Annotated in this window: 4 protein-coding genes; 3 read left to right on the top strand and 1 reads right to left on the bottom strand. The window is 65.5% G+C overall.

Going from position 1 to position 4,770, the window contains the following annotated elements; genetic code table 11:
* Nucleotides 1-95: 95 nt before the first annotated feature.
* A complete protein-coding gene (locus AC1DX0_RS31265) occupies nt 96-797 on the bottom strand; it encodes a hypothetical protein (protein ID WP_477223662.1) in 702 nt (233 codons plus the stop codon).
* A 224-nt stretch (nt 798-1,021) separates the two neighbouring features.
* On the opposite strand from AC1DX0_RS31265, the gene AC1DX0_RS31270 reads away from it, so the two are divergent.
* From AC1DX0_RS31270 to AC1DX0_RS31280, 3 genes are all read left to right on the top strand, one after another.
* Nucleotides 1,022-1,747 carry a response regulator gene (locus tag AC1DX0_RS31270; RefSeq protein WP_477223661.1) on the top strand — a complete coding sequence of 242 codons (726 nt, stop codon included), beginning with the start codon at nt 1,022-1,024 and terminating at the stop codon, nt 1,745-1,747.
* Nucleotides 1,744-2,985, top strand: a complete 1,242-nt coding sequence (locus AC1DX0_RS31275) for an ATP-binding protein (protein ID WP_477223660.1) — start codon at nt 1,744-1,746, stop codon at nt 2,983-2,985. Before AC1DX0_RS31270 ends, AC1DX0_RS31275 begins: the two co-directional genes overlap by 4 nt.
* A gap of 657 nt (nt 2,986-3,642) precedes the next feature.
* Nucleotides 3,643-4,770: acyltransferase family protein (locus AC1DX0_RS31280; RefSeq protein WP_477358295.1), on the top strand; the 1,128-nt coding region annotated here is incomplete at its 3' end.

The raw sequence follows: 4,770 nt of genomic DNA on the forward strand, positions 1-4,770 counted from the left end.
GTGGGATGGCGGACATGGCCCGCCATCCCTGWAAAAACCGGCCGGCCCGAGAACGGGTTGGACACCGGGCCGGCCGGCGCAGCCGGACGGAGTTGTCAGCCATTCCCGGGCTGGGGAGGCGGAAGCTGCCCGCCCTGGTCGGGCGGACCTCCAGGTCCGGCTGCATCTTCCGGCGGGCCGCCCCAGGGACCGGGGGGTGGTCCGTGGGGGCGTTCCGCCGAAGCCAGGATTTCGAGCTGTTCGGACGTGAGCTTGGTGCGCAGCTCGGCGATCGCGTCCTTCAGCTTGGCGGCCGAAGCCGCGCGAGCTGTAACCTCGTCGGCGAGCCGCTGCTGGAAGGCAAAGGGATCAGGCTTGCCGCCCGGTGCCGTATCCGGACCCTTGGCCTCGGGCTCACCAGGGCCGGGGCCACCAGTGCCACCGGGACCACGATCATGCCGTGGCGGCGAAAGCACCGCCTGCAATGCGCTGGTATAGTCGCGCCAGGCATCGAGCTGCTCGCTGCGGATGCCGACGCGCGTCTCCAGCGCCGCCAGCCGGGCGGCCAGCATGAATTCCGGCGGTGGTCCCATGCGGTGCGGGCCGAAGCCTTCGGGGCTCTGCGGACCAAAACCGTGCGGACCAGGCCGCATCGGCCCATGYGGCCCATTCTGGCCGAACCAGGGCATCGGGCCATGGTCCGGTCCATCCTGAGCGATGACCGGGGGCTCGCCGGCGCCGGCATCGGGCTGTGCCGCCAGCACGGGATGGATTGCGGCGACGGAAAACAGGCCGAGCGCAAGAAGTCTGCTTCGCATGACGGTGTTCCTTTCTCTCATGCATCGGACAGCCGTGAGGATAGGAAGCCTGTTTGTCTGCTTCGCGTCGGCATGTTGCCGAAGGTTTCCGCAAAGCGGCAATTTGTTTCCGAACGTTTCTGACAGCCCGTCGGAAACATTGCGTTGCAATTTTCCATGCCGCCGGCGCGCGCTCTCCCTATAATCACGGCTAAGCCCAAATTTTCATGGGCAAGGGCATGATCATGCAATCACAACCCCATATCCTCGTCGTTGACGATGATCGCGAGATCAGGACGCTGCTCGGCCGCTACCTCGACGGCCAGGGTTTTCGCGTCTCGGTGGCGGCGGACCGGCGCGAATGCGAGCAGAAGCTGGCCTCGGGCCAGTTCGACCTCGTCGTGCTCGACGTCATGCTGCCCGACGGTTCGGGGCTCGACATCTGCCGTGCCATGCGCGATCGCAAGCCGCATGTCCCCGTCATTCTGCTGACGGCGCTGAAGGAAGATGTCGACCGCATCATCGGCCTGGAGCTCGGCGCCGACGATTATCTCGGCAAGCCCTTCAACCCGCGCGAACTCACCGCCCGCATCCGCGCCGTGCTGCGGCGCGCCGCACCGGAAGAGGCGCCGGCGCCGCGCGCCCGCATCTACCGCTTCGCCAACTACCGGCTGGAGCCGGACACCCGCAAGGTGATGGATGGGCGGGGCGAGCTTGTCGACCTCACCGGCGCCGAGTTCGACCTGTTGCAGGTGTTCCTCGACCGCCCCGGCCGGCTGCTGTCGCGCGACCAGCTGCTTGATCTCACGCAAGGCCGCGAGCGCGACCCGCTTGAACGTTCTGTCGACGTGCTGATGAGCCGGCTGCGCCGCAAATTCTCCGACACCGGCGACGGGCCACTGTTCAAGACCGTGCGCAATGGCGGCTACCAGCTGACCGCGCGTGTCGAAGCGGTGGAGGCGCAGGCGTGAACTCGCTGCGCCGCCGCCTCATTCTGCTGCTGGTCCTTTCGATCGTCGGCGTCGTCTGCCTGGCGACCGCCGCCGTCATCAGCGTGCGCGGCGGCGGGCCGCCGCCGGAGCTGACCGTGCCCTGGATTGCCCAGCAGATGGAGCTCGTGGTGCGGCTGCTGCCGGGGCCGATACCGGATGTGCTGCGGGTGCAATTCAGCGATCATCCGGCCGCCGGCAAGGTCGCCCGTGCGGAAACGGAAATGCTCAACGACATCCTGCAACGCCGCGGCCTCGACCTTTTGGCCATCATCAGCGAGAAGCCCGACGAAGCCGGCCAGATCGCCTCGGTGCAGATGCCCGACCGGCGCTGGGCGATCATCGAGGTGCCGCACCTCAAGCCGCCCGGGCGCGAGTGGCTGGTCCTGGCCGGCTGGATCTCGCTGATCGTCGCCGGCGCCACCGCCGTCTCGGTCTATTTCACCTCGGTGCTGATCCGGCCGCTGGAAATGCTGGAAGCCGCCGTCTCCAAGATCGGCAGCGATGGTGTGCTGGCCGCAGTGCCGGAAGTGGGCTCGGCCGAGGTCAAGGCGACGGCGCATGCGCTGAACCAGCTGTCGTCGCGGCTGCGCACGGCCATGGAAAGCCGCATGCGGCTGGTCGCCGCCGCCGGCCATGATTTGCGCACGCCGATGACGCGCATGCGCCTGCGCGCCGAATTCCTCGACGAAGACCGCGACAAATGGCTTCACGACCTCGACGAACTCGACCGCATCGCCGACAGCGCCATCCGCCTGGTGCGCGAGGAGGTCAACCAGGACGCCGTCGAACCGCTCGACCTGCGCAAGATGGTAGGCGATATCGAAGCCGAGATGGTCGCGCTCGGCCATGCCGTCTCGATCGGCCATCTCGACAAGGTTTCGGTGCGCGCCGGCGCGCTCGGCCTGCGCCGCGCGCTGCGCAACCTGATCGTCAACGCCGCCACCCACGGCAAGGCCTGCAGCATCGACCTCACTGTTACCGACAGGCGCGCCGTGCTGACCATTTCCGACAACGGCCCGGGCATCCCGCCCGACCTGATCAACAAGGCCTTCGAGCCCTTCTTCCGCGTCGACCCCGGCCGCCAGCAATTCATTCCCGGCGCGGGGCTGGGGCTGGCGATCGCCAAGGAAATCATCGAGCGTTATGGCGGCACGGTGACGCTGGAGAACCGCAGGGGTGGCGGGCTGGCGCAGACGGTGGTGTTTGCGGCGGTGTGAGGGACGAGTTGGCGCTCCCCTATGGCCCTTTTACCGGGCAAGCGCGCCGCCGCTGAAATTACGGGCTACCGGCATCCAGTGCCGCGGCATTGGCCTTGATGAGGAGTGACCATGCTGCACGGCACAACCCATTGGCTCCACGTCGCTCAGCGCAGAGCCAGGATAGAACCCCCGTAGTCAAAGTATAGGAAGTTGGATTTAGCGTGATTTAACAAGGAATTATGTCTATTCCCCGCGCATAAGGCAGGAATCTGCCAAACAACCAAAGCGAGTAGGCCCGTACAACCTGAACGACAGGGCCGAGGTGCTGGGGAAATTCTCCTCAATGGTGAAAACCTGGTGGTTTTGTTACTTTTTAGCGCTTACTCACACAGTATTTCAACTGGGTAGATTTTTTGTGTTGCGCTGCACAATGCGGTGACCGAACCATTTCCCGGGGGACTCGTTTTGCGACTGGACATACGCCGTGAAGGATTCCGCCGGGTTGACCGACTTGAGCCGTCGGTCCGTCGATTGCGAGCCCGACCCAAGCAGGCTCGCACAGCGCGGGTTTGATGGTGTTGGCGTACCGGCGGGTYCCGTGTGCCTTGGCCTGCCGATCGAAATGGCCGGCTGCCAGCCTCATCGCGGACATCACACCGCCGCTGGAAGCCGCTGATGGGCAACGCCCGCGACATCCAGCTGGATGCACTGAGGGCCATCGCCGTAACGATGGTGATGTATTCCCATTTCTTCGCCGCCGGAGGATCTTCGTTCTGGGGCCATATCGGCGTGCGGCTGTTCTTCGTACTGAGCGGCTTCCTGATCACCCGCCTGCTGCTGGAAGCGCGCGCGGCCGCCGCGTTTGAAACCGGCCCGGCGCTGCGATCCTTCTACRTCAGACGGGCGCTGCGGATATTCCCTCCCTATTTTGCCGTGCTGGGTTTCGTCTGGCTGTTCGATCTGGAGCAGTCCAGGGGATCGCTGGTCTGGCATGCGCTTTACCTGTCGAATTTCTGGTATGCGCTGCACAACAACTGGAACCCCTGGGTGCTGTGCCATTTCTGGAGCCTGAGCATCGAGGAGCAGTTCTATCTTGCCTGGCCGCTGGTCGTGCTGCTCGCCCCAAGCCGGCGCTTCGAACAGATCTGCATCGGCATCATCGCGCTGTCGCTGGCCTATCGCTTCTACTGGCCGGTCACCGCCACCCCGGCACTGGCGCGCGACCTGCTGCCACCGGCATCCATGGATGCGCTGGCGACGGGCGCGCTGCTTGCCTGCTGGCGGTCGAGAGGTGCGGGCCTCCCGCAATGGATGCGGCTGGGCTGGCCTGCCTTCGCGGCCGTATTCCTTGTCATCGAGTGGTTTGTCCCGGCGCCTGCCGATCCGACGCTGGAATGGGCCCATTGGCTGGTGCGGCAAGTCCTGCCCCTGGTGCCGCTGATGGCCATCGTCGCCGCCTGTTCGAGCGGCCTTGGCGGCACAATCGGCAAGCTTCTTGACCAGCCGCCGCTGCTTGGTCTCGGCCGCATCAGCTACGGCGTTTATCTCTATCATCCGATATTGCTGTCGCTCGCCGTCAAGTCGCAGCCCTGGATTCCGCTCAATGTCTCGGAACAAGGGCCAGGGCGATTCCTGGTGGCGGGCGCCGCCACGATTGTCGTGGCTTCGATTTCCTGGATGGTTTTCGAAAGGCCGCTCAACAGCCTCAAACGCCACTTCCCCTATGTCCGGCGAGCCCCGGCCGGTCATGCCGGCTGGTTTGCGAGGCCGGCGGAAGCCTATCCCGGTGGATCGCCCGATGGC

The organism is Mesorhizobium sp. P3_A9 (assembly GCF_056402975.1).

Coding starts and splice junctions, on each gene's coding strand:
- AC1DX0_RS31270 (WP_477223661.1), top strand. CDS start 1,022: ATGCAATCACAACCCCATATCCTCGTCGTTGACGATGATCGCGAGATC.